Here is a 21,449-nt window from a genome sequence, read left to right as displayed (position 1 = left end):
ACGCCAGAAGTGAGTTTTGACAACACGGCAGCATAATGAAGGCCGGTGCCTTTCGGCACCGGCCTTGCCGTTATGACTCCGCTACCGTCAGCACCAGCTTGCCGGCCAGCTGCTTGGTCATAAAATCCTGCTGGGCCTGGTGTACTTCCGCCAACGCATAGGTTTTTGCCACCTGGGGCCGAATTTCTCCTCGCTCTATGTAGCGGATCAGGTTTTCGAACACATGTCTGGGCTGCCAGGTTGAGCCCAGCAGGCTCAGATCTTTCAAGTAGAGCGTGCGCACGTCCAGCTCCACCAAGGGCCCGGCAATGGCACCGGAAGCCACATAGCGTCCGCCCCGGCACAACAGCTCCGGCAGCTCGGGCCACTGCGGTCCAGCCACCAGATCCACCACCACCTGCACGCTGTCTGCCCCCACGTCCTCAAGCAGCGAGGTGCCCCGGGCCACCAGCCGATCGGCCCCCAGGGCGCGCACGGCATCAAACTTATGCTCTCCGCATACCGCAATCACCTCCGCGCCCCGGCGCTTGGCAAGCTGCACCGCCGCCGAGCCGACACCACCGGAGGCGCCGGTGATCAGCACCCGCTCACCGGCCTTGAGTTCCGCCCGCTCCAGCATGCCTTCCGCCGTGGAATAGGCGCAGGGAAACGACGCCAGCTCGGCATCGGTGAGCGAACTCTCTACGGCAAAGGTTTCGTGCGCCGGGGCCACGGCGTATTGCGCATAGCCGCCGTCACATTCGGAGCCAAAGGTCACCAGCTCGTAGGGCCTGGAGGTGGTCGAGGGTGCATGCATGGGCCGCACCAGCACCCGCTCTCCAATGCGCCCCTCGTCCACGCCCTGCCCCACTGCCACTATGGTGCCGCAACAATCCGCCCCCTGAATGCGGGGAAACGCAATGGGGCTGCCCGACCAGCTGGCGTCTTCATGCCGGGCCGATGCCAGTCCGCTGCTGGTGGCGGCATCGGTGCCCGTGGTCACTCCCTTGGAGTACCAGCCGATACGGGTGTTGATGTCGGTGTTGTTGATCGCCGTGGCGCCCACTTGCATCAACACCTCGCCGGCGCCGGGCCGGGGCACGGGAAGATCGTTTCGATACACCAGTTTGTCAGGCCCGCCATGCCCCGTGAGCACCACGCCTGCCATGGTCTTTGGAATCTTGTCTACCGTCATGCCTGCCACCTTTGCGTAGGGTTTAAAAGGATCACCACTCGGTGGTGATGTGGCTGTCAGCATAAAAAGCCGACTATAATTCAGTCAAACGAATAGATACAATGAAGTAATTAAGAAAAAGTGAACCACCTTTAACAAACAGGAGCCGCCCAATGAAACCCCTGCTGGACCTTGAGTTACTCAACACCTTCACGGTGGTCGTGGCCGAGGGGGGATTCAAGGACGCCGCCGCCAGGCTGTTTCGTTCTCAGGCGGCGGTGAGCATGCAGATAAAACGCCTTGAAGAGCAGGCCGGCGCCTGTCTGCTGCAACGAAGCAACCAGGGCATCTCCCTCACGACGGCGGGCAGCACCCTGCTGCGCTATGCCGAACAATTCCAGCGACTGAACAACGAGGCCCTGAGCGCGCTGAGTGACAGCCCACTGCGGGGGCGGGTGCACTTTGGTGTGCCCACCGATTACGCCCAGGCGTTTTTGCAGCATTTTATTCCCCGGCTGCGCGTGTCGTTTCCCGAGCTTCAGCCCAGGGTGACCTGTGCCCGCAGCCGTGCCTTGCGGGACATGGTGAAGCGCTCCGAGCTGGATATTGCCATCGTGACCGGCGAGCCCCGCTTTCCGCAGGAAGAAGTGCTGTGGACGGAGCGGCTGCAGTGGTCGGCCGCCGCCGGCCTGGCCCCCGAGCCGGGCTCGCCGCTGCCGGTGGCGCTGTTTACCGGTGACTGCATTTTGCGGGAACTTAGCCTTAACGATCTGAAACAGGCCGGAATAAGTCATGATCCCGTGATGACCAGCACCGATCTGGAAAACATCTGCGCGGCGGTGAACAGCGGCCTGGCGGCCGCCCTGTTGCCCGAGTCCAGCCTGGTGGCCTGCACCACGCCCCTGCAGGGCGTTGACGGCCTGCCCCGGCATCATGTGTTCAGCATGAATCTGGTGTATGCCCCCACCCTGGAGAGCAGCTTTCACACGCCCCTGGCCAACTGCATACGCGAAACCGCGCAATCGGTGATGAAGCTGGAAAACTGACCAAATCACTTTGCTCGGTTACCCTATTCGTTGCAAAGCCGGTAAAGATAAACACACCAGATCAGAAAAAACGATTTGCCGCGCATGCTTAGATATAATCCTGCTTCAAGACGGCTTTAATCCAAGAGTAACCTTTATGCGTTCATTACCGGCACTGACCTCTCTACGCGTGTTCGAAACCACAGGCAAGTGCCTGAGCTTTACGCAGGCGGCAACCCAGTTGCATGTCACTCAGAGCGCGGTCAGCCGGCAGATCAAGCAACTGGAAGACTACCTTGGGGTAGCGCTGTTCATTCGCCGCCATCACCACCTGGAGCTGACCGAGTCCGGAAAACAACTGCTTGCCAAGCTGGAACAGTCCTTCAACCTGATGGAAAGTGCGGTACAGGAGCTGCGGGATCCCAAACAACGGCAAAAATTGGCCCTGCTGGTGCCCCCTACCTTTGCCACCCGCTGGCTGGCGCCCCGGCTGGCGAGCCTGCACCGGCACTCGCCGGAGCTGGAGTTATCCATTCACAACAGCGATGTGGACAGCAAATTATTCGACTGCTGTATTCGCTTCGGGCGCACGGCCAAACCAAGCCATTACAGTGAGCTGATCATGCTGGAGCAGCACGTCGCCGTCTGCTCGCCGGAACTGCTTGAACAGGCACACGATCTGGAACACGCCGATGGCAGCCTGCTGCATATTCTGCACAAGGGTGAACGGCTGCCGGTGTGGCAAAACTGGCTGCAGGCCGCCGGCCTCACCGATCAGGTGGATGCCAGCCGCGGCATGGAGTTCAGCACCCTGGATCAGGTGACCAATGCCGCCATTAATGGCGCTGGCTTTGCCATCATTGACAAGCACATGATCAGCCGCGAACTGCAGTCTGGCGCCCTGGTTCCCTTCAGCGAGATTGAAGTCAGTGGCCCCTATGGTTACTGGCTGGACATCAACGCCGAACGCCAGGGGCTGGCCAAGGTCATTCGCTTTACTCAGTGGTTGCGTGAGATCAGCCCGGACTAAATCCCTGCAATTTGCACAGGCACCGCCTTCACCAGCGAGATGCAATAAAAAAGCCCCGCCAAGCGGGGCAAAAGAGACCTGAAGCATAACAACGTACTACGAGTGCTGTCGGCCGGTTATCAGTCAATAAAGGGTGCCTGAGCGGGGCGCGGGCTGCGCGCAATACGCTTGCCGGCGGTATAGTCGTTAATCAGATCGCAGGGCGTGTAATTACGCTCAATCTCGTAAAGCTCTTCCGCGGTCAGCTGCATTTCAAGGGCGGCCAGCGCACTGTCAAACTGGGCCGGGCTGTCGGCACCCACCAGCATGGAAGACACTTCCGGCTTCTGCAGTACCCAGGCCTGGGCCACCTGTGCCGGCAGGCAACCGCGGGCGTCGGCCACCTTGGCCACGGAGTGGGCGATATCCCTGGAGGCCTGATCGTTATACATCTCGGCGGTAAAGAAGTCGGTCTGGTTGCGGGTGGACTGCAGATCGCTGGTCAGAATGCCCCGGGCCAGCGGACTGAAGACCGACACGCCAATGCCCTGATCCATGCAGAAGGGAATCATCTCCCGCTCTTCTTCACGGTAGGCACAGTTCAGCTGCAGCTGCATGTTGATCGGGCGAGCCCAGCCATTCTTGTCACACACCTGCAGGATCTTCGCCAGCTGCCAGGTGTACATGGTAGACACCCCGATATAGCGGGCCTTGCCGGCCAGCACGATGTCGTTGAGGGCACCCATGGTCTCTTCCACCGGGGTTTCGGTATCGAAATAATGCAGCATGTAGATATCGACATAATCCATGCCCATGCGCTTGAGCGAGGCGTCGATGGCATCAAAGATATGCTTGCGTGAGTGCCCCTGGGCATTGATGTCATCGCTCATGGCATAGCCCACCTTGGTGGTGATCACCAGCTCGTCGCGACGGGCAATGCGGCGCAGCACGTTGCACACTACCTCTTCACCGGCACCGGTGGAGTAAAAGTCTGCCAAATCGATGAAGTTGACCCCCATATCCAGGGCATGCGCGATAATGGGCTCACTTTCCTTTTCATTAAAGATCCAGGGTTTCCATTCCTTCGAGCCCATGTTCATGGTGCCGAGGCAGAGACGGGATACTTTCAGGCCGGACTGGCCAAGTCTTACGTATTGCATGTTAAATCCTCAAAGGTAATGGTGGAGCCGAGTCAGCCCGACTCCATGTGTTACAAGGTTGAATCGTTTATTTCTGTCCCAGTCCTGCCAGCGGACTAACACGCTCGGTTTCAGAGCCGGCTTCCATCTCGGCCAGTACGCTCGGCTTCAGCTCCACGATCTGGCCGTTAACCTGGACCCGTTGCGCCAATTTCAGAAAGGCAAAGCCCGCTCCCAGCACAATCAACATGCCCGGTACGCCCGACAGGTTGAACAGCATCTTGATCGCATCGACCCCGATATAACTTGCGCTGATCCAGGCGACAAAGGCGATGGCACAACCCCAGGTGGCCTTGACCCACAAGGGTGATTTCAGGTTTTCGGCATCCACGCCCTTGATGCAAAGGCCACCGATGGCATCGGTATTGGAGTCGGCCGCGGTAATGAAGGTGATGAAACAGGCAAAGATGAACAATGCGCTGAGCAGGGTGCTGCCGGGCAGCTGCTCGAACAGCACATAAATGACCGAGGCAAAGCCATGCTCCTGATAGGCCTGGTACATGATGCCGCCGAGGGTGGTATCGAAATACAGCGAAGAGCCGCTGAAGATGCTGAACCACAGGAAACCGAACAGCGACGGCAGCAACAGGTTAACAATGATGAACTGACGCACCGTGTAGCCACGGGCAATCTTGCCGAGGAACAAACAACTGAGCGGAGCCCAGGCAAACCAGCTGGCAAAGAAGGCCACGGTCCACCAACCCGGCCACTGGTCGTTACCGGAGGCGCCGGTTACCAGGTTACGGGCGAAAAAGTCGGACAGATAAACACCGAGTGACTCCACGCCCAAAGACAGGATGAACACGGTGGGCCCCACGATAAAGATGAACAAAGCACCGATGAAGTAGAGCCAGGTGTTGATGCGCGCCAGGGTCTGAATGCCGCGGTACAGGCCTGACGCGGCCGACATGATGGCGGAGCCGATAATGGCAATGGCGATAATCGCGTAGCCGGCCACGCTTTTCTCGATGCCCAGTACCGACTCCATGCCATCGCCGATCACCAGCAGGCCGGAGGTCAGGGTGGCGGACATGCCCAGCACCACCGAAAACAGCGCCAGACCGTCAATCACCTGGCCGCCGATGCCATCCACCCGGCGGCCCAGCAGCGGACGCAGCATGGAGCCGATGGAAAAGGGCAGCTTGAGGTTGTGGAATGCCAGCGCAAAGGCCAGGCCAGCAACGGTATAGATGCTGTATGGGGTAATGGTCCAATGCACGAAGATGGTGGACATGGCAAAGCGCATTGACTCGGCGCTCTCGGGCATCACTCCCAGGTACTTGGGGGGTTCATGGTAGTGCAGCACCGGCTCGGCCACCGACCAGAACAGGATGCCCATGGCAATGACGGTGGTTAAGGAAACCGCAAACCAGCGGAACGGCGTTAGCATGGGAGCGGCCTTTTCGCCGCCAATGCGCACTCGACCGATGGGCGAGCAAAACGCATAGGCGGCGATAAACACCATCAACAAGGCACTGAGATTAAACAGCCAGGAAAGGTTGGCCATGATCACGCTATTCAGCGTTGAGGTACCGGCAATGAAGTTCTGCTTGTCGATGATGGTGTAGATAACCGTCAGGGCAAGGCAGGCAAATGCTGGCCAGAAGGTAATGGGTCTGATGTTTTTCATATAAATCCCTACGTAATGATTCACCTGTGTAGTGAATCTTCCTTCAACTATTCCAATCGCCGCTCAGCATGCTTCAGCGGAAAAGAAACTCAAAATGACATAAATGCGATCAACCATGAAAAAATGTCATAACAAAAAACAAACAAAAATCTGTTTTTCTACCAAGCACTTAGATTACAAAGGGGTGGATGCAGGTCAGCTAGACGAGCATAAGCCAGACGAGCCACATGTCGTGTTCCTTTATATCCGAACATAAAAAAGCCCCGACAAGCGGGGCAAAAGAGACCTAAAACAACGTGCTATGAAAATGCCAACAGGTGATCAGTCAATAAAGGGCGCCTGAGCGGGGCGCGGGCTGCGCGCAATACGCTTGCCGGCGGTATAGTCGTTGATCAGATCGCAGGGCGTGTAATTACGCTCAATCTCGTAAAGCTCTTCCGCGGTCAGCTGCATTTCAAGGGCGGCCAGCGCACTGTCAAACTGGGCCGGGCTGTCGGCACCCACCAGCATGGAAGACACTTCCGGCTTCTGCAGTACCCAGGCCTGGGCCACCTGTGCCGGCAGGCAACCGCGAGCGTCGGCCACCTTGGCCACGGAGTGGGCGATATCCCTGGAGGCCTGATCGTTATACATCTCGGCGGTAAAGAAGTCGGTCTGGTTGCGGGTGGACTGCAGATCGCTGGTCAGAATGCCCCGGGCCAGCGGACTGAAGACCGACACGCCAATGCCCTGATCCATGCAGAAGGGAATCATCTCCCGCTCTTCTTCACGGTAGGCACAGTTCAGCTGCAGCTGCATGTTGATCGGGCGGGCCCAGCCATTCTTGTCACACACCTGCAGGATCTTCGCCAGCTGCCAGGTGTACATGGTAGATACCCCGATATAGCGGGCCTTGCCGGCCAGCACGATGTCGTTGAGGGCACCCATGGTCTCTTCCACCGGGGTTTCGGTATCGAAATAATGCAGCATGTAGATATCGACATAATCCATGCCCATGCGCTTGAGCGAGGCGTCGATGGCATCAAAGATATGCTTGCGTGAGTGCCCCTGCGCATTGATGTCATCGCTCATGGCGTAGCCCACCTTGGTGGTGATCACCAGCTCGTCGCGACGGGCAATGCGGCGCAGCACGTTGCACACCACTTCCTCACCGGCACCGGTGGAGTAAAAGTCTGCCAGATCGATGAAGTTGACCCCCTTATCCAGGGCATGCGCGATAATGGGCTCACTTTCCTTTTCATTAAAGATCCAGGGTTTCCATTCCTTCGAGCCCATGTTCATGGTGCCGAGGCAGAGACGGGATACTTTCAGGCCGGACTGGCCAAGGCGTACATATTCCATGTTTCACTCCAAAATATTAAGCCAGTGTTTAAAACACAATAATGATCACCCCATAGTTAAAAGACGAAACGCCTATTAACATAAATGAAATAAAATTTAACAGTTCAGCTAGACAACAAAACATCATTCATCCAGGCTGAGTGTCTTATGAAGGTATAAATAAAAGACACTCAGCTTGGCAAACAAATCAAGTCTTAAGGTTATGACTTACTAACTTACCCAAGTTGGCTGAATTTAGGCACCTCTTGCTGGGGTTTGGTATCGAGACTGGGAGTATGGCTATTCGGCTCATTCACTTGACTTCCCAAGCTCCCCTTCTTTTCAGCATTAAGTTCTAAAGCTATGGACTTGACAAAACCAAAGCACATAATGGTCACCAAAAGTGCAAATGGAAAGCCAAGAACGACAAGAACTGATTGAATGGCACTCATCCCCCCAACAGCCAGCAATACGCCTGTAATACCCGACACGAGCGCAACCCAGAATATGCGCTCTAATTTAGGCGCCTTGTCTTCATGACGAGAAGTTAGAATGTTTATTACCATGGTTCCCGAGTCAGCCGTGGTTATAAAAAACACAAATATACACAGCAACACTGCATAACCAATGATAGACCAGCCGGAAAACATGTCGAAGAACTTGAAAAGCGCGGTGGAGGAGTCGGCCATAACAGCGGCACCCAGCTCACTCATACCTTGGTTATGAATCATATCCAACGCCGTATTACCAAAGATGGAAAACCAGGCAAAAGAGAAACCGACAGGGATGATCAACACACCAAGAATAAACTCACGAATGGTTCTTCCTTTTGAAATTCTGGCAATAAACAGTCCTGTCGGGGCTGCAAACGCGATCCACCAGGCCCAGTAAAGCAGGGTCCACCCCTGAAACCACTGAGGGTTGGAAAGTGAATAGGTTTCAAATGTGAGGGGTATCAAATTTGCCAGGTAGTCGCCAACATTCTCAACAGTCGCGTTTAAAATATAAGATGTTTCACCCACAACAAAAACAAACAACATCAGTGATATGGCGACAAAGATATTAAAAACAGACAGCCTTTTAATACCCTTTTCCAACCCCAGAATCAGAGATGCACAAGTTACAAGGCTGATGAAAAGGATCAACATCAGCTGAACCGACAGGCTCTGCGGCACATCCATAACATAGTTAAGGCCCGAGTTTATCTGCATCACACCAAAGCCAAGCGGTGTAACAATGCCTACCACGGTTGCCAACACGGCAAAGGTATCAACAAAATCCCCAATCCAGCCATCTACTCTGTTGCCAATTAAAGGATACAGAGCGGAACGCATTTCAATGGGCCTGCCTTTTCTATATGCCGCATAGGAGATCAGCAGAGCAACAATACAATAGATTGCCCAGGCATTGATTCCCCAGTGAAAGTACGAAATATTTATCGCCTTCCGCACGGCCTCATCTGTACCTCCTTCTAGCACAGGGGGAGAAAGGTAGTGCATAACGGGTTCAGCGACACCAAAAAACACCAGGCCAATCCCCATGCCGGTGCAAAACAGCATGGCGCCCCAGGCAAAAAAGTTATGCTCTGGTCGCTCGTTATCTTTCCCCAGCCTGAGGTTTCCGGCGCGTCCGAATCCGCAATAAGCAAGTATCAGCATGAAAAATGCCACACTTGACATATAAAACCATCCGAACTTCTCACCAATCCAACTTTGAAAGAATTTGAACAACTCTCCCGTCTTTTCAGGTAAGGCAAACAAAAAAGCAATGAAAATAGCCAATATCAATATTGACTTTATTGCAACTCTTTTCTTGTGGGCATTAAATGACTGTTCCATGTAAATCCACCTTCCTCGATATATTCAACAACAACTGGCAAACTCGCATCAACATTATTTACATTCAAACAAGCCTACTTATAAAATCACAAACAACCTTAGCATCGCTGTGAAATAGGCAAAGTCATACAAATTCAACCTTGCCTATCCAAACCCATTAAAAGTCAGACAACAACACTAAACTCAATCGCTCAACAAGCTGTCTTCAAATGGGTAATTAGTCAGGTTTTCAAAGCCTGTCTCTGTAATAATAACTTGATCTTCGAGCTTGACACCGTCTTTGCCACCGACTCGACCTACATAAGCCTCCACACACAGCGCCATGCCGGGCTCTAGCACCCCATCATAACCATGGCATTCAAGATCTTCGGGGTAACGAATTGATGGGTATTCATCACAAAGGCCCACACCATGCATCATTACACCATATCTCTGTGGACGGTATTCTTCAGGTAGCAGCAGGCCTGCCTCCGTTACCTCTCTGAATGTCATTCCCGGCTTTAAGATATTCATATTATGCTGGATATGATCATAGGCAACCCGATAAAGATGCTTCTGCTCAGCGGTTGGCCCCCGATCACCGATCATCCAGGTTCGAGATAAATCAGCGCAGATTCCATAGGGACCAATAAGATCAGTATCAAAAGCCAGTAGCTCGCCTTCTTGCACAACCCGAGGACCACACTCCTGGAACCAGGGGTTAGTTCTTGGGCCCGATGAAAGAATACGACACTCTATCCACTCGCCTCCGCGGCGAATATTTTCTGCATGGAGAACAGACCAGATATCGTTCTCGGTTACACCGGGCACAGTGGCCTCCTGCATTGCTTTCATTGCAATTTCGGTTGATGCAATGGAGCAACGCATGGCATTGATTTCGTCTTCATTCTTGACGGCCCGAGCAAGCTCCATGACTTCTTGACCATCAAAAATCTCTATTCCTAACTGCGTCAGTTTACTGAAACCTGCAATTTCTATTTTATCAATCGCCAGCCTTTTATTTTCTCCAGCATGCTCATGCAGAATGGACTTTATTTCCGAAGCAAATCGAGCCGCGTGCTCGTCAGTTCTATTTCCCGTTTCGAAATAAAAGAAGGAAGCACCACCCCTCACCTCTTTTACCAAGGGAAGGTGGGCAGACAAATGATCACAGTTGTGAAAATCCCACAGAATAATATGTCCGGAAGCAGATACGAAACAGGCTCTGGCATGATTGTGAGTGACCCAAACTTGCATGTTGGTTGAGTCGGTCGCATATCGAATGTTGAGCGGGTCAAACAACAGCACACCAGCGAGATCTCTTTTCTGCAACTCTTTTACAATTCTCTGAAGGCGATACTCTCGCATGCGAGCAAGGTTAGGAGGTGTTAACCCCAACTCTTCCCATTCTTGAAATGCAAGCTCTGTTGGTCCGATTTCAACACGATCATTGTCGTTGACAGAGCCATCTGCCTTGAACTGACCACCCCGCCGGCGAGAAGGATCTATCTTTCGATTCGAAGATGAAACTGAGAATGGATTCATGCTTTTCATTATTAAACCTTCCTGAAAGTAGTAATTGCGCCCAGTAACAATAAATACGGATAACGGGAGCCCTGCTCGAGTTGTTCCGGATATGTTACAGATTGTCACAAAAGCACAACAGGAGGAAGTGAGTTAAACTAGAGGGGCCATGAGATAAAGTCATGCTCTTTATATAACAGAGCACGACTAAATGGAGACTCATACATCCCCAATTACTCATGGTTATAAGTAGAGTTCACAGTGGTGTTGTTTCTCAAAACAGAGCCGGGACGGCCCGACCCGACTGGGTTTGCGACTCCGACTGCTCGGCCGACGAACAGAAATACCGGATAATGTTAATCACCGTCACGGCGCTACGCGCCAGGCATGGCGCATAACGTAAAAAGGGGGCCTGATGGCCCCCCTTGCATTTCTATTTCAGGTATCAGGCGTCGCCGTAATATACCCAGACGCCCTTGGTCTTGGTGTAGGAAGACAGGGAGTGAATTGCCATCTCCTTGCCCCAGCCACTCTGGCGGAAACCACCGAAGGGGGCGGCCAGGCCATAGCAACCGTAGCGGTTGATAAACAGCATGCCGGCGTCGATTTGTTCCGCTACCCGATGGGCACGGGATACGTCTGCGGTATAAATGCCGGCCGCCAGGCCGTAGGCAGTGGCATTGGCCATTTGCACGGCTTCTTCCGTGGTGTGGAAACGGGTACAGCACAGCACGGGGCCAAAAATCTCTTCCTGGGCGATGCGGGCATTCTGGTCCACCTCGGAGAAAATGGTGGGGCGAATGAAATAGCCGTTGGCATTGTCACCCTCAGTATCGGCACAGCCGCCGGCCACCAGTTTGGCCTCGCCCTTGCCGATTTCAATGTACTCCAGGATCTTGTTGAACTGGGCCTCGTTGCACTGGGGTCCCTGGTCGACGTTTTCATCAAAGGGATTGCCGCACTTCACCGCGTTGGCCTTGGCAATCAGCTTTTCAAGCACCTGATCGTAAATGCTGTCGTGGATCAGGAAGCGGGTCGGCTCCGAGCACTTCTCCCCCTTGTGGGAAAACATCACGGTAAAGGCCCGATCGATGGCACCGTCCAGATCCGGTGTGTCTTCAAAGAAGATGCAGGGTGACTTGCCGCCCAGCTCCAGGGTGGCCGCCTTGAGGTTGGACAGACCGGAGTTTTGCACTATTTTGCGCCCTACCCCGGTGCTGCCGGTAAAGGACACCTTGTGCACATTGTTGCTCAGGGTCAACTGGTTGGCCATCTCGCCGTTGGTCAACAGCATGTTGATCACGCCCTTCGGAAACTCGAGCTCGCTGTCGATCAGCTCCATCAGGTAGATGGTGGTCAGCGGCGTGTATTCCGACGGTTTGATGATCACGGTATTGCCCATGGCCAGCGCCGCCGCCACCTTGAGGCTGGTCTGGTACAGGGGGAAGTTCCAGGGGGCGATCAGCGCGCAGACCCCAATGGGCTCTTTCAGGGTGTAGTTCAGAAAGCCGTCTTCAACCGGCGAGGTTTCACCATAGAACTTGTCGGTCCAGCCGGCGTAGTATTCAAAAATATCGGCGCAGGTGGGAATGTCGTCGGCCATGGACTCGGCGAACAGCTTGCCATTGGGCAGAGATTCAAGCACCGCCAGCTCTTCGGTATGCTCACGGATCAGCCGGGCTACCTGACGCAGCATCTCTGCCCGCTGGGTGCGGCTGACCTTGGACCAGGCACCGGCTTCGTGCCGCTGGTTGGCAATTTGAGCGGCGTATTCCACCTGCTCCGCATCGGCCATCACGAATTCGCACAGCGCTTCACGATTGGCCGGGTTGGTCACTACCCACTTGTCCTGACCGGTGCCGTCTACCCACTGGCCATCGATATATTGCCGCTTGGGTTGCTGCAGCCAGTCATGGGCCCAGGACAGGGGAATGTTTTTTACAGAATCCATTTGATACTCCATTTCTCTTGCGACGACGGTGACATCCTGTGAGGACGTTTGCTGTAACGGTTGCTAACGAGAGTAGAAGGATGGCTTTTCGAGCACAATTGACATTAGGGTATGGCGCCGTGCAAAAAACTCATCCTTATTCCCTGATGCTTATTCCTTCAGATAACGCCGAATTTGCTCCAGATCTCCGCCGCTTTCCTTGTAAACGCGGGCAGCGAACGAATAGCCACGTTGCTGCTTAAGCCGAATTAATGTGGGAATCAGCGTATTAACATTATGGGCATTTCGCGCCAGATCGGGCTCCATACCGGCCAGGCAGTGCTGCCTAAATGCCTCCATGCCGCTGGTCAAAACCGAGATGGCGTCGAGCAGATTGCTGATCACCACAGACTGCCAGGGGGTGTAGTCGAGCTCACCATGATCCTGGGTCATCTGCACCGAGTAACAGCGCCCGCAGGCCTGCATGCAGCACTGGATCAGGTATTCGGGAATGGTCGGGTTGACCTTGCCCGGCATGGCCGAGGAGCCGGGTTGCACCGCGGGCAGGCGAATTTCGCCAAGCCCGGTTTCAGGCCCCGACGCCATCAGGCGAAAGTCCTTGGCAATGCGCAGCAGGGCCCTCGCCAGCTGGTCCAGTCCGGCAGCCACCCGGGCAAGATCGTCATGACTCTGGGACGCATCAAACAGGTTGTCGCCGTGCGCGAACCGCTTCTCTCCCGTCATTTGATTCAGCCCATCGATAACCTGATTGAAGAAGGCCTCGGAGCAATCCCCCTTGCGCCCGATGATATTGCCCCCCAGGTTGACCCGGTACAGCTCATCGGTGTCTCTCTCCAAGCGTTCCCGGTGACGTTCAAGCTGTGAAGCATAACCACCAAACAGATCGGCAAAACTGATCTCGACTGCGTCCTGCAGGCAGGTGCGGGAAATTTTCAGCACATGCTGCCATCGCTGCCCCTGCTCATCGAAGGTACCGAGCAAGGCCGCCAGCTCGCCGTCCAGTTGCTTCATCTTGTCGATCACCGCCAGGTGGCAGGCGGTGTTCAACGCATCACTGGTCGAGTTGTTCAGGTTGACGTGATCATTGGGGTGCACCGGCTGGTAGCTACCCAGCGGACGCTCAAAGGCATGGTGGTTGGCCAGGTTGGCCACCACCTCATTAACGTTCATGTTGCTGGAGATCCCTCCGCCGCCATGAAAGGCATGCACCGGAAATGCATCGGCAGGCATTTCTGCAAGCAGCAGGTCCACCGCCGACACAATGGCCTGCCCAACCTCGGGCTCAAGTTCTCCAGTATTGAGATTGGTCTGGGCCGCCAGCTTTTTAACCAGCAGCAAGCCGCGCAGCAACTCCGGATAGGCCGACAGGGGTTTCTCGCCATTGAGCGGATACAAGTCGATTGCCCTTTGCGTTTGCACTCCAAAAAGCGCCTGTGCCGGCACCTCCAGTTCGCCTATCAAGTCCTCTTCAATACGGTATTGCCGCTGTGTTGTGGCCATGGATTTCTCTCTCCCTGTACTAAACGCTGGGAGTTATCAGAACCAAATACCTGAGCAAGCGCCAGTGATACTTTCACACAGAGGAATACGAAAAAATCATGATTCCACGAATATAAGAGGCACGTTTCACTCAAATTCAAAAAGCGGGCTCAATATTTCTATCTGAAGCTTTATCAGCTCATATGGATAGCGCAGATAGTGTGCTTTAAGCACCGGTCAAAACAGCGCCTGAGTCACGAAATGGTCACGGTTTGGTCACGAGGAGGGATTTGACAGATTGAGGAAGGATGGTTTTACTGACGACAGAAAAGCAAGAAGCCCTTAGCTATCAACTAGCTAAGGGCTTCTTAAATGTGGCGGAGCGGACGGGACTCGAACCCGCGACCCCCGGCGTGACAGGCCGGTATTCTAACCAACTGAACTACCGCTCCGGTGCTTGGCTTTCGCTGCAAGCGGGGCGAATATTAGGGGCACCGGGCGCAGGCGTCAAGCAGAAAAATGGCAACTTTAATGCGTTCGGTCGTTTTTTAAACTCAACGCTTCAAAAGTTTATTTTTCATTCACGTCGGCGGCGTTGATACGCTTTCTTCGCCACCACCAGAATCCGCCCCCCGCCGGCAGCAGGGTCAGGCCGGCCACGCCGGCCCACAATGGCCAGCCCTGCCACCAGGGCGGTGGTGGCGCGGCCTTGGGAGCTTCCCTGACCAGCGGCGGCGCCACCCGCACCAGTTGCTCTTTCATGTTCAGCTGAATTTCCCGGCCATCCACCGTGGTGGCAAACACTCGCCCCTGCCAGTGGTAATTGCCGGGCTGGCGCGCCGGAGGTAATTCAATCTGCCGCCCCTGACCGGATATTGGCAGGCGCTGCTCCAGCGGTGTCAGCAACTGCCCGGTCACCACCAGGCTGTCGTCGAGAATGTCACTGTCGGTTTCCAGCTCTATGCGCCACTGCCGCTGAGAGTCGGGCGTGGTAACACGGGCATGGACCGGCATGGGATAAAGGGTGATTTCCTGCTCGGCGTAACGGGCCAGTACGCCATTGGAGACTTCGGCCTGAAACAGGTAATTGCCGGGCGCGGCATCAAACACCACCTCTGCCGTCAATTGGCCGTCTTCGGCCACAGCATCCAGTCCGGTGCCGTCGTCCACAAACTCGGCCAGCCGCAGGGGTGGTTGCGGATAAGCCTGGTCGTTTTCTTCGTCGCCGCGGGAATACAACTGCGCCAGCAGCCTCAACCCCTCAAGGTAATAATTGGCGTCGAGCCGGGTGTCACCATGCATCAGCTGGCCATTGAGCCGAATCACCTCGTTCTGATAGACACGGGCAGGCAACTCGTCGATGCTCAGCCGAAACACGCTGAGCAGGGTAATGCCATGCTCACCGGCCAGCTTGCCGGTGGCTTGCCAGGGCCCCGGCTCCGGCCGCCACAGGGTAATTACATCGCGGGTGTCGGTAGAGGCCCAATTAATATGATCCGGGTGACGCTGATAGTAATACTTGCTGCCATCGGGCTTTATCAGCACCACCGGCGTCGAGGGTGAGGTCCGCTCGATGATCAGGGTCAGTTCTTCGATTGAAGGGTCAATGCGAAAGGTATTGCCCAGCCAGCGCGAACGCTGCTCTTCGCCCTGAGCACTCAGCGCCGCCAGCCCCAGCAGCAGCAGCCCCAGCGCACGCACCATCAGGGGCGCCACAGGCAACTGCCGCCCTTCTGTTCAATAATATTGAGCCGGTTTTCATGGGCCTGCAGCTCGTCGCTGCCGGCCCGAATCACCCGCAACGGCGCTCGCCCGGCCGGCAGCCGGCGAATTTCTCCGCCATTGCTGTCGCCTTGCTGGCCGGCATCGCTATACAGGTTCAGCTTGGTTTGCCCGCCGGTCATCAGCAGGTAGACGTCGGCGAGTATCTCGGCATCCAGCAAGGCCCCGTGCAGGGTACGGTGACTGTTGTCGATGCCGTAACGATCGCAGAGCACGTCCAGGTTGTTGCGCTTGCCCGGGTAGAGCTGCCGGGCCAGGGCCAGGGTATCGGTTACCTTGCACAGCTCGGCCATGCGTTCGGGCCGCCCCAGTAACTCCATTTCATAGTCGAGAAAGCCCACGTCAAAGGGCGCATTGTGGGCGACCATCTCGGCGCCGCGAATAAAGTCGAGAAATTCGTCAACCTTGCTGGAAAACTCGGGCTTGTCGGCGAGAAAGTCATCGGTAATGCCGTGAACGCGAATCGCTTCTTCGTCCACCTGACGATCCGGCTTCAGATACAGGTGCAGGTGACGGCCGGTCAGCCGACGGTTCACCACCTCAACACAGCCGATCTCAATCACCCGGTGCCCGATGTAGTGAGGGCCGGTGTCCATGTTCATACCGGTGGTTTCGGTATCGAGCACCACTTGCCGTTGGTAGCCAGATTCGATGATCACTGTGTTCTCCTTCGCAAATTCAGCACCAAGTATATAGCGACAGCGTCGTCATGATAAAGGCCGCCATGCTGGCCCGGCCTTGGCCCCTGTGGCAGACTGCGTGCTTTTATCCTAGTTATTCACGGGCAATACCATGAAACAGGTTCAGCTTTTTACCGATGGCTCCTGCCTCGGCAATCCGGGCCCCGGCGGTTACGGCGCCGTGCTGATCTACAAGCAGCACCGCAAGGAGCTCAGCGGCGGCTATCGCCTGACGACCAATAACCGCATGGAGCTGCTGGCCGCCATCAAGGGGCTGGAAACCCTCAGCAGCCCCTGCGCCGTGGATCTGACCACCGACAGCCAGTATGTGCGTCAGGGCATCACCCAGTGGATTCATGGCTGGAAGCGCAATAACTGGCGCACCGCCGCCAAAACCCCGGTTAAAAACGCCGACCTGTGGCAGCGGCTCGACGAACTCTGCCAGCACCACCAGGTGGAGTGGCACTGGGTACGTGGCCACACCGGTCATCCGGAAAACGAACGCTGCGACGATCTGGCGCGGGAGGCCGCGCTGAACGACGCCGAACGCGACGACGAAGGCTACTCCCGCTGACGGGCCATCTCCGGCCGCCCCACCGGCGCCGGCGCCGGCCGGCGCTCGCGCACCGGCGTGAGCGGAAAACGCCGCTTGCGCGCCAGCAAAATGTATACCGCCGCCGGTGACGGCAGCACCGCCGGGCAATAACGCTGCTGCCAGCGGTCGAGCCAGGGCATAAACCCGGTAAAACCGATATAGTCCCGCTCAATCACGTCAAATCCCAACAACTTCAGCCAGTCTTCCACTCGGGCCGGCGCCAGCATACGCCGCCAGGGCGGCAGGCGCTGGCGCCAGCCCGGCAGCAGCCGGGCCAGGCCGGCGCTGCCATAGGGGTTAAAGCCGGTCAGCACCAGCCAGCCGTCGTCCCGTAATACCACCTCGGTTTCCCGCAGAATGGCATGGGGATGTTCACTGTAGTCGAGCACATGGGCCAGCAGGCAGGCATCCAGGCTGCCCGGAGCAAAGGGCATGGCGGTGGCATCCCCCAGCAAATCCATGCCATCCAGCTCCTGCTGGGCCATGACCACATCCTGGCGCAAGCGGCTGCGAGACAATGACAGCGCCGTGCTCAGGGCGTCCACCTTGAGCAGGCTAAAGCCATACAGGCCCGGTGCCCAGGCATCGAGTCGTTGCTGCAATTGGTCGGCGAGGTAGGCTCCCCGGGGCAGATCGCGCCAGTGTTGCGGCGCCGGCTGGCTGGCTGTGGTCATGATCCCTCTGGTAAGCTTTGGAATTATATCGGGTCGGCCTGCCGCCCCTCTCTGTTTTCAGCTCAAGGATGTCAAATGAACGTAACACCGCTTCATGCCTTTAACGATAACTATATCTGGCTGATTGGCAATGGTCGCCAAGCCGTCGTGGTCGATCCGGGCGATGCGGCTCCGGTGCAGGCCGCACTGGCCGAGCGCCACCTTGAGCTGGTCGCCATTCTCATTACCCATCACCACCATGATCACACCGGCGGCGTATCCGCCCTGCAGGCCGACTGGCCCGACGCCCCGGTCTATGCGCCTGCCGGCGAGCGCCTGCCCTGCCCCGGCGCCATTGCCGTGGCGGACGGCGACAACTTGGCGCTGCCCATGGTGGGTCTGGAGCTTGAAGTCATCGCCGTGCCCGGCCATACCCTGGGCCACATTGCCTATTACGGCCAGGAATTGCTGTTTTGCGGTGACACCCTGTTTTCCGGCGGCTGTGGCCGACTATTTGAAGGCACACCGGAGCAGATGCATCACTCACTGCAGCGACTGGCCGCCCTGCCCGAACACACCTGGGTGTACTGCGCCCACGAATACACCCAGTCCAACCTGGCCTTCTGCCATGCGGTAGAGCCCGGCAATGCCGCCCTGCTGGGCTACATGAAAGAAGTCGCCAAGTTGCGCCAGCAGGGCGTGCCCACCCTGCCGTCCCGCATCGGCCGTGAAAAGGCCATCAATGTGTTTCTGCGCACCGCCGAGCCTGCGGTCCGGGCCGCCGCCCAAGTGCACGCCATGGCGGAGTTAAATGAAGACTGTCAAGTGTTCGCCGCACTTCGCCGCTGGAAAGACCATTTTTAACGAACTTGATTAAGTTGCTCACAAAGCATACACTGGCCGCCGTTTTTTTGAGACGCAGACACCATGATAAGACTTTGCATTTTATCCAGTGCCTTGCTCCTGGCCGGCTGCCAGATGGCGGCGACCGATTCGGCGCGCCAGCCTCATGGCCACCAGGATACCGCTGGAGAGCGAGCAAACGCGCCGCTCTACCCCAAAGCATCGGAACATACCGTGCTGAAAAGTACACGGAACGACGGCAAAAACAGCCGGCATTCCTCGGATGAACGCCCGACCCGGCAGCAGCAGGATGTGCAGCAAACGGATCTGTGGCAGGCCATCGCCGACGACATGACGCTGGACATTCCGGCTCATCATCCGCGCGTGGTGGCCCAGCGTAACTGGTACCTGAAACAACCGGCATACATGCGCTCCGTTTCCGAGCGCGCCAGACCGTTTCTCTATCTCATCAAGGAAGAGATAGAGAAACGGAACATGCCGATGGAGCTGGCGCTGCTGCCGGTGGTGGAGAGCACCTTTAATCCCAAGGCCTATTCCCACGGTCATGCCGCCGGCCTGTGGCAAATGCTGCAGGGCACCGGCAAAAACTTTGGCCTGCATTACGACAGCTGGTACGACGGCCGCTATGACATCATGGCCTCGACCCGGGCGGCGCTCGATTATCTGGAGTATCTGCACAACTTCTTTGACGGCAACTGGACTCACGCCCTGGCCGCCTACAACTCGGGTGAAGGCCGGGTTCAGCGCGCCATTCGCGCCAACCGCCGCCAGGGCAAGCCCACCGACTACTGGTCGCTGTCGCTGCCCAAGGAAACCCAGAACTATGTGCCCAAGCTGATGGCCCTGGCCGATATTCTCAAGCAGCCGGGTCACTACGGCATGGAGATCCCGGACATTCCCAACCGACCCCAGGTTACCGCCGTGGCGGTGGAAGGCCAGGTGGATCTGAACATGGCGGCGGATCTGGCCGGCGTTAGCCGTAGCCAGCTCAAGGCCCTGAACCCGGCCTACAAGCACACCGCCACCTCGCCGCTGATCGACGCCGAAATCCTGGTGCCGGTGCGCCATGCCGAAACCTTTGAACTGGCCATGGCCGATCTGCCCGCCGAAGAGCGCATGCATTACCAGCGCTACCGGGTCAAGGGCGGCGACAGCCTGGGCGTAATCGCCCGCCGCTACGGTACTCAGGTGGTGGCGCTGAAACAGGCCAACAACCTGCGCGGCAATACCATTCGCATTGGTCAGACCCTGCTGGTGCCGTCTGCCACCACGGCCCCGGCCCGGGACGAGACCGCAGGCGGCACCTATCGCGTGCAGGCCGGCGACTCGCTGTCGGCCATCGCCAGCCGTTTCAGCGTAACCATCTCGGATCTGTTGCGCTGGAACCAGCTGACCGACAAGCACATGCTGCGCACCGGCCAGCAGCTGATCGTGGCCGCCAACGCCGGCTGATGCTTTGCCCGTTCAATGCAAAAGGGAGCCGGAAAGGCTCCCTTTTTTGTGTTATCGCGCCATTTACTGCCCCGGCACGCTAAACACCGCCTTCAGCGGGCTGTGATCCGAGGCGTCAGATGCCATGCTTTCCACCCGCTCCAGGTTCAGGCCACGGTAATAGATGCCATCGAGGGGATAGCCCCAGAACCGGGTACGCAGATCCGGCTCGGGCTGCGCCTCCTGCAGGCCATGACGGCTGGCCCAGGCGCTCAGCAGGCGCTGACGGCGGGCATTCCAGCGGTTGAAGTCTCCCGCCACTATCACCGGGCCGCCATGGCCGGCCATGGCCTCGCTTATCATGTCGAGCTGAGCCTGGTAGGTGCGGCCGCGCAGGGAGAAGTTGACCGCGTGCAGGTTGATCACCAACAACTGCTCGGCCGCCCCCTGCAGCGAATAGCGACTGGCCAGCAACGACTTGGGAATGCGGGTGGCGGGCTCGGTTATACGCTGGCCACAGGCCTGGGCCGCCTGCCCGGTACTGGCGGTAAGCACACCGGTGGGCAGCCGTTGCCAGTTAAAGGCGGCCACCTGAAACCAGTGCAGTTGCTGCTCATTGAGCCAGCGGTACAGCCCTTCCCGACCACTGGCCTCCTGCAACAGCAGCAGATCGGCCTGCGCACTCCAGCGGGTCAGCTCCGGACGCCAGTCACCCTGCTGCTTGTAAATGTTCCAGCTCAGCAGCGAAAAGGTGGCGGGCAGCGGCGAACTGCCGGCCAGTGAGGGATGAAGGCAATCGCTGCCGGGGGCAAACTGGTCGCTGAGCAGCAACCGCTCGGGCACCTCCAGGCAGCCCGCCAGGGCCAGGGTGGTGCCCAGCAATAGTGCCCTAGTCGCGCCCTTTAACTTCACGGGGACGTCCGTTCTCGTCAATGGCCACATACACGAACTCGGCCCCGGCCACCGGATAACGGGGACCACTCTCCGGCGTCAGCACCGGCTTGACCCAGACTTCCACCTTGATGGTGATGGAGGTGCGGCCCACTTTCACCAGCTCGCCATAGCAGCAGATAACGTCACCCACCTGAACCGGACGGGCAAACACCATTTTGTCCACGGCCACGGTACACACTCGGCCAAAGGCGATCTCATTGGCCAGCAGGCTGCCGCCCAGATCCATCTGCGACATGATCCAGCCGCCGAAAATATCGCCGTTGGCATTGGTGTCGGCCGGCATGGCCATGGTGCGCAGCAGCAGATCGCCCCGTGGGTCTTGTGGTTCGCTCATGATAGAAGTACTCATCGTTCAGACTGAAACCGGCATCATAATCCCCCGA

18 protein-coding genes and 1 tRNA gene are annotated in these 21,449 nt (G+C 56.9%); 5 read left to right on the top strand and 14 right to left on the bottom strand.

Features of this window, described 5'->3' with window-relative positions; translation table 11 throughout:
* Positions 1–70: 70 nt before the first annotated feature.
* Positions 71–1,174, bottom strand: coding sequence for an alcohol dehydrogenase family protein (locus OJHNALOF_RS06155; protein ID WP_165661478.1), 1,104 nt, complete (start codon positions 1,172–1,174; stop codon positions 71–73).
* A 152-nt stretch (positions 1,175–1,326) separates the two neighbouring features.
* Between OJHNALOF_RS06155 and OJHNALOF_RS06150 the strand changes: the two genes are divergently transcribed.
* A complete protein-coding gene (locus OJHNALOF_RS06150; RefSeq protein ID WP_165661477.1) occupies positions 1,327–2,199 on the top strand; it encodes a LysR family transcriptional regulator in 873 nt (290 codons plus the stop codon).
* Between the two features lie 136 nt (positions 2,200–2,335).
* The gene (locus OJHNALOF_RS06145; RefSeq protein WP_094199951.1) at positions 2,336–3,208 is read left to right on the top strand and encodes a LysR substrate-binding domain-containing protein; all 873 of its coding nucleotides are present in this window, start codon (positions 2,336–2,338) and stop codon (positions 3,206–3,208) included.
* Between the two features lie 119 nt (positions 3,209–3,327).
* Here OJHNALOF_RS06145 and OJHNALOF_RS06140 read toward each other — a convergent pair whose 3' ends face one another.
* The 10 genes from OJHNALOF_RS06140 to dnaQ form a co-directional block, all read right to left on the bottom strand.
* Positions 3,328–4,347 (bottom strand): aldo/keto reductase, encoded by a 1,020-nt coding sequence (locus tag OJHNALOF_RS06140; protein ID WP_165661476.1) that lies wholly within the window; start codon positions 4,345–4,347, stop codon positions 3,328–3,330.
* A 67-nt stretch (positions 4,348–4,414) separates the two neighbouring features.
* Positions 4,415–6,016, bottom strand: coding sequence for a BCCT family transporter (locus OJHNALOF_RS06135; RefSeq protein WP_165661475.1), 1,602 nt, complete (start codon positions 6,014–6,016; stop codon positions 4,415–4,417).
* A gap of 321 nt (positions 6,017–6,337) precedes the next feature.
* Positions 6,338–7,357 carry an aldo/keto reductase gene (locus tag OJHNALOF_RS06130; protein ID WP_165661474.1) on the bottom strand — a complete coding sequence of 340 codons (1,020 nt, stop codon included), beginning with the start codon at positions 7,355–7,357 and terminating at the stop codon, positions 6,338–6,340.
* 215 nt (positions 7,358–7,572) lie between these two features.
* A complete protein-coding gene (locus tag OJHNALOF_RS06125) occupies positions 7,573–9,174 on the bottom strand; it encodes a BCCT family transporter (protein ID WP_165661473.1) in 1,602 nt (533 codons plus the stop codon).
* A 183-nt stretch (positions 9,175–9,357) separates the two neighbouring features.
* Positions 9,358–10,707, bottom strand: a complete 1,350-nt coding sequence (gene dddP / locus OJHNALOF_RS06120) for a dimethylsulfonioproprionate lyase DddP (protein WP_206063573.1) — start codon at positions 10,705–10,707, stop codon at positions 9,358–9,360.
* Positions 10,708–11,122: 415 nt separating this feature from the next.
* Positions 11,123–12,628 carry an aldehyde dehydrogenase gene (locus tag OJHNALOF_RS06115; RefSeq protein ID WP_165661472.1) on the bottom strand — a complete coding sequence of 502 codons (1,506 nt, stop codon included), beginning with the start codon at positions 12,626–12,628 and terminating at the stop codon, positions 11,123–11,125.
* Positions 12,629–12,778: 150 nt separating this feature from the next.
* Positions 12,779–14,128, bottom strand: a complete 1,350-nt coding sequence (locus OJHNALOF_RS06110) for a lyase family protein (RefSeq protein ID WP_165661471.1) — start codon at positions 14,126–14,128, stop codon at positions 12,779–12,781.
* A 354-nt stretch (positions 14,129–14,482) separates the two neighbouring features.
* A tRNA-Asp gene (locus OJHNALOF_RS06105) sits at positions 14,483–14,559 on the bottom strand.
* Between the two features lie 118 nt (positions 14,560–14,677).
* The gene (locus OJHNALOF_RS06100; protein WP_370462299.1) at positions 14,678–15,823 is read right to left on the bottom strand and encodes a choice-of-anchor X domain-containing protein; all 1,146 of its coding nucleotides are present in this window, start codon (positions 15,821–15,823) and stop codon (positions 14,678–14,680) included.
* Positions 15,811–16,548, bottom strand: coding sequence for a DNA polymerase III subunit epsilon (dnaQ, locus tag OJHNALOF_RS06095; RefSeq protein ID WP_094199981.1), 738 nt, complete (start codon positions 16,546–16,548; stop codon positions 15,811–15,813). The genes OJHNALOF_RS06100 and dnaQ overlap by 13 nt, the downstream gene beginning before the upstream one ends.
* A gap of 133 nt (positions 16,549–16,681) precedes the next feature.
* Between dnaQ and rnhA the strand changes: the two genes are divergently transcribed.
* Positions 16,682–17,143: a ribonuclease HI gene (rnhA, locus tag OJHNALOF_RS06090; RefSeq protein ID WP_094199982.1), complete on the top strand. Its 462-nt coding sequence runs from the start codon at positions 16,682–16,684 to the stop codon at positions 17,141–17,143.
* On the opposite strand, the gene OJHNALOF_RS06085 is transcribed toward rnhA, so the two are convergent.
* Positions 17,131–17,838 (bottom strand): class I SAM-dependent methyltransferase, encoded by a 708-nt coding sequence (locus tag OJHNALOF_RS06085; protein ID WP_094199983.1) that lies wholly within the window; start codon positions 17,836–17,838, stop codon positions 17,131–17,133. The two genes, rnhA and OJHNALOF_RS06085, sit on opposite strands and share 13 nt — an antisense overlap.
* 75 nt (positions 17,839–17,913) lie before the next feature.
* On the opposite strand from OJHNALOF_RS06085, the gene gloB reads away from it, so the two are divergent.
* Positions 17,914–18,681, top strand: coding sequence for a hydroxyacylglutathione hydrolase (gloB, locus tag OJHNALOF_RS06080; protein WP_165661470.1), 768 nt, complete (start codon positions 17,914–17,916; stop codon positions 18,679–18,681).
* A gap of 213 nt (positions 18,682–18,894) precedes the next feature.
* Complete coding sequence (locus OJHNALOF_RS06075) at positions 18,895–20,133, top strand: LysM peptidoglycan-binding domain-containing protein (RefSeq protein ID WP_370462298.1); 1,239 nt, start codon at positions 18,895–18,897, stop codon at positions 20,131–20,133.
* Between the two features lie 63 nt (positions 20,134–20,196).
* Here OJHNALOF_RS06075 and OJHNALOF_RS06070 read toward each other — a convergent pair whose 3' ends face one another.
* Both OJHNALOF_RS06070 and yciA read right to left on the bottom strand, forming a co-directional pair.
* Positions 20,197–21,024 carry an endonuclease/exonuclease/phosphatase family protein gene (locus OJHNALOF_RS06070; protein WP_165661468.1) on the bottom strand — a complete coding sequence of 276 codons (828 nt, stop codon included), beginning with the start codon at positions 21,022–21,024 and terminating at the stop codon, positions 20,197–20,199.
* Positions 21,002–21,400 carry an acyl-CoA thioester hydrolase YciA gene (gene yciA, locus OJHNALOF_RS06065; RefSeq protein WP_094199987.1) on the bottom strand — a complete coding sequence of 133 codons (399 nt, stop codon included), beginning with the start codon at positions 21,398–21,400 and terminating at the stop codon, positions 21,002–21,004. Before yciA ends, OJHNALOF_RS06070 begins: the two co-directional genes overlap by 23 nt.
* Between the last annotated feature and the right edge of the window lie 49 nt (positions 21,401–21,449).

Origin of the sequence: Oceanimonas sp. MB9, from assembly GCF_011319775.1 — a bacterium.
Classification (GTDB): Bacteria; Pseudomonadota; Gammaproteobacteria; order Enterobacterales; family Aeromonadaceae; genus Oceanimonas; species Oceanimonas doudoroffii.
Note: the sequence above shows the minus strand (reverse complement) of the source record. Positions and strands in the feature narration are given on the sequence as shown.